General features: G+C 50.2%; 4 protein-coding genes. All 4 read right to left on the reverse strand.

Translation table 11 applies throughout. The features are described from left to right. Positions 1 to 349: 349 nt before the first annotated feature. Positions 350 to 952 carry a dTMP kinase gene (gene tmk, locus AC1HCM_RS00555; protein ID WP_479459826.1) on the reverse strand — a complete coding sequence of 201 codons (603 nt, stop codon included), beginning with the start codon at positions 950 to 952 and terminating at the stop codon, positions 350 to 352. A gap of 12 nt (positions 953 to 964) precedes the next feature. After that, positions 965 to 1,564 carry a sulfite oxidase-like oxidoreductase gene (locus AC1HCM_RS00560; RefSeq protein WP_479459827.1) on the reverse strand — a complete coding sequence of 200 codons (600 nt, stop codon included), beginning with the start codon at positions 1,562 to 1,564 and terminating at the stop codon, positions 965 to 967. 45 nt (positions 1,565 to 1,609) lie between these two features. Next, positions 1,610 to 2,674 carry a M24 family metallopeptidase gene (locus AC1HCM_RS00565; protein ID WP_479459828.1) on the reverse strand — a complete coding sequence of 355 codons (1,065 nt, stop codon included), beginning with the start codon at positions 2,672 to 2,674 and terminating at the stop codon, positions 1,610 to 1,612. 259 nt (positions 2,675 to 2,933) lie between these two features. Further along, the coding region (locus tag AC1HCM_RS00570; protein ID WP_479459829.1) for an RNA polymerase factor sigma-54 at positions 2,934 to 3,370 on the reverse strand (437 nt) is incomplete at its 5' end.

Below are 3,370 nucleotides of genomic sequence, written 5' to 3' on the forward strand. Positions count from 1 at the left end.
GACCAGCTGAGAGGGGGAGAGACGTCTATCCCGTCGCAGGTGTACTTCTTGGGAATGCTCTCTCCCTCCCTGAAAGCTTTGCTCTCTAACTTCATATCAGAACCTCCAAAAGCTACTCCCCCTGCAAGTATCAGGGGAAGGATGAAACCGAGCATCTGTCTCCCCCTTGAATGTTAATAATAACACATGGGAAAGAAAACCTCTACTATCAACGTTTTATAAAACCACTTGACAGTCTGTTATAAAGGTGGTATATTTATACTCAGCTAGTTGGAAAGAGGCTGGGAGTGATAAACTCCCTCCCCCTCCCTCCCCAAGAGTTTTTGCTCGCCCGCCCGGGCGAGCCTTTCTAAAAATCAAATCTGTCAGGAAACCTTTCCTTCAGTTTGCCCAATATCTGGGAGAAGACCTCCTCCTCACCCTCGGAGGACCTAAGGACAACGACCCTATGAGGTTCTTCCTCGGCTATCCTCAAAAAACCCTCCCTAACGCGCCTGAGAAACTCAAGCTCGTCAAAGCGACTGCTGTTTTTAACCCTCCGAAGGGCTTCCGTAGGTTCAAGGTCAAGGAGGAAGGTTATATCGGGCTTTAGTCCCTGAGAGGCAAACCTGTTCAGCTCAAGGACGAGGTCTCTGTCAATACCCCTCCCGTAGGACTGATAGGCTAAGGTTGAGTCTGTGTACCTGTCAAGGATAAGGACTGCATCCCTTTCAAGCTTTGGCTTGAGCTCCCTTTGAACGAGTTCCGCCCTTGCCGCCTCAAAGAGGAGGAGTTCTGTTCTCTCGTAGACATCCTGGTTTATAACTATCTCCCTTATGCTCTCCCCTACGGGCGTTCCCCCGGGTTCCCTGTAAAGGTAAGCCTCAATCCCCCTTTCCCTCAGAAAGCTATAGAGCCTCCTTGACTGGGTTGTCTTCCCGCTTCCGTCTATCCCTTCAAAGGTTATGAGCATGGGGAGATTATATCAATCCCCCCAGTACCTCTGTTCTCTCCAGGGGTCCCCGAGCATGTGATAGCCCCTCTCCTCCCAGTAGCCAGGTCTGTCCTCCTTCCTGAACTCAATACCCCAGACGTACTTGGCACTCTTCCAAGCGTAGAGCTGGGGAACAACGAGCCTGAGGGGATAGCCGTGTTCCTTAGGTATGGTTTCACCGAACATCTTGTAGGCGAGGATTGAGTCTTCCTTCAAAAAGTACTCAAGGGGCAGGTTTGTGGTGTAGCCTTCAAGGCAGTAGACAAATACGTACTTAGCCTCCTCCTTAGGCTTTGCGAGCTTCGCTATCTCGGAGGTTGGGACCCCTTCCCACTGAACTTCCTTCACACTCCACCTCGTAACGCAGTGAAAATCTGCCACAAGCTCAACGGAAGGCAGGCTCAGAACCTCGTCGTAGGTGAGCTCAAGGGGATTTTCAACCTCACCCCAAACCTTGAACCTGTACCTCTCCATGTCAAAGGAAGGGAGGCGGTCAACTATGTCGTAGACTATGGGGTAGTTTATCCAGTGCTGTCCCGGAGGGAGCCTGTCTTCTCTCCTGTTTATCGGGCTGACTATCTTTTTCCCCATGGAGGAAAGGATAGGTAAAAGACAGAGCTCTTTCTATGATGGAGATTAAACCTTGACCAGCTCAAGGTCTATTTCTGAGAGGGGCTCACCCACACCGCCGGTCACGGCTATTATGTTCTCAAGCCTGACCCCGAATCTTCCGGGAAGGTATATCCCCGGTTCTATCGTAAAGACCATCCCCTCCTCTATGACCCTTTCGGCGTCCTCCCCTTTATAGTAAACCCTCGGGTATTCATGTATCTCAACCCCTATACCGTGTCCTGTGGAATGGGTGAAGTACTTTCCGTAGCCCTTCTTACTTATGTAGTCCCTTGCAGTCCTATCAACCTCCCCGAGTCTGTTCCCGACCTTAGCTTTTTCCAGAGCGAGCAGATGTGCCTCTTTGACGATGTTGTATACCTTAATAAACTCCCTGTCGGGAGTTCCTATATGGAATGTTCTGGTGAAGTCGGTACAGTAGCCTTTCCAGACAAGACCCATGTCAATCAGCAGGGGAGAGTTACTGCCTATCCTCCTGCGGGAGGTCTCCCAGTGAGGCACAGCACTCCCCGGACCGCTGGCAACTATAGCCGGAAAGCTTTCCCCTTCTCCCCCAGACTCAAATATCTTTCCCACTATGAAACCCCTCACCTCAAGCTCGCTCATACCCGGACTCACGTAGCTGAGGAGCTCCCTGTATATCCTGTCGCTTATCCTGACCCCTTCCCTCATCCTCTCTATCTCTTCCTTTGTCTTCAGTGCCCTTATATCCCTCAAGAAGTTGGAGTAAGCAACCCACCTTATCTTCGTGCTTCTGAGAGCCTTCCTGAAATCACAGCTAACCCTGTCGCTCTCATAGCCGACCTTCCTTAGCCCCTTCTCCCTCAAGAATTTCTTGAGGAACCTTATAGCCCTGCCCTCTATGAGAACAACCTCCCAGCCCTTCAGCTCCTCCTTTGCCCTCTCGTAATACCTGCCGTCGGTCAGAAGATACTTTGAGCTCGGAGTGACTATCGCGTAAGCGTGGGTTGAGCGGAAACCCGAAAGGTAGAAAACATTCGCCTGAGATGAAAACATGAAGGCATCAAGTCTTTCTCTCTCTATAAGACCCTGAACTTCCCTTAGCTTCATCTTAAAGGACGCTCCATCATTTGGTAGCTTCCTTTTTCCTTGCCGGTTTGGTGAAGACAACAATGGATACACCCATCGCCAACAGTAGTATGGTCAGTATAAGAACACCCATCTCAGGTTTCATAACTTCCTCCTTTGTTAAGAAGGTAAACCCCGAGTATAAAGAATACAACCAGCTGGATAAGTGAGAATACCAAAAAAGCCAAAGATACACTTAAAAAGTACTTACCCACTTCTCTATATGCCTCGGGTGTTAGTCTCATCTTTCCCTCCTTTCCCGTGAGGAGGGTATCCCGAGGGCTTCCCTGTACTTGGCTACCGTCCGCCTCGCTACCTTGTATCCTTTACCGCGGAGAAGCTTTGCTATCTCATCGTCGCTCAGGGGCTTCCTCTTGTCCTCGCTGCTTACGAGCTCCTTTATCTCCCTCATGAGCTCTTCCTGTGATATGCCTCCCGCCGTCTCCCTAACGAAGAAGAACCTGAGGGGGTAGGTTCCCTGAGGCGTCTTAACATACTTGGAGTTTATCAGCCTGCTAACCGTGGACTCGCTTATACCGAGCTTTGCAGCCACATCCTTGACCATCAGAGCCTTGAGGTTCCCCTCACCTCTGAGAAACTGACCCTGAACCTCTATTATCTCGTCTATTATTCTCCTCAGGTTTTCCCTTCTCACTGAGAGAATCTTGCGAAAGTTCT

The sequence above is a fragment of the Hydrogenivirga sp. genome (genome assembly GCF_056450045.1).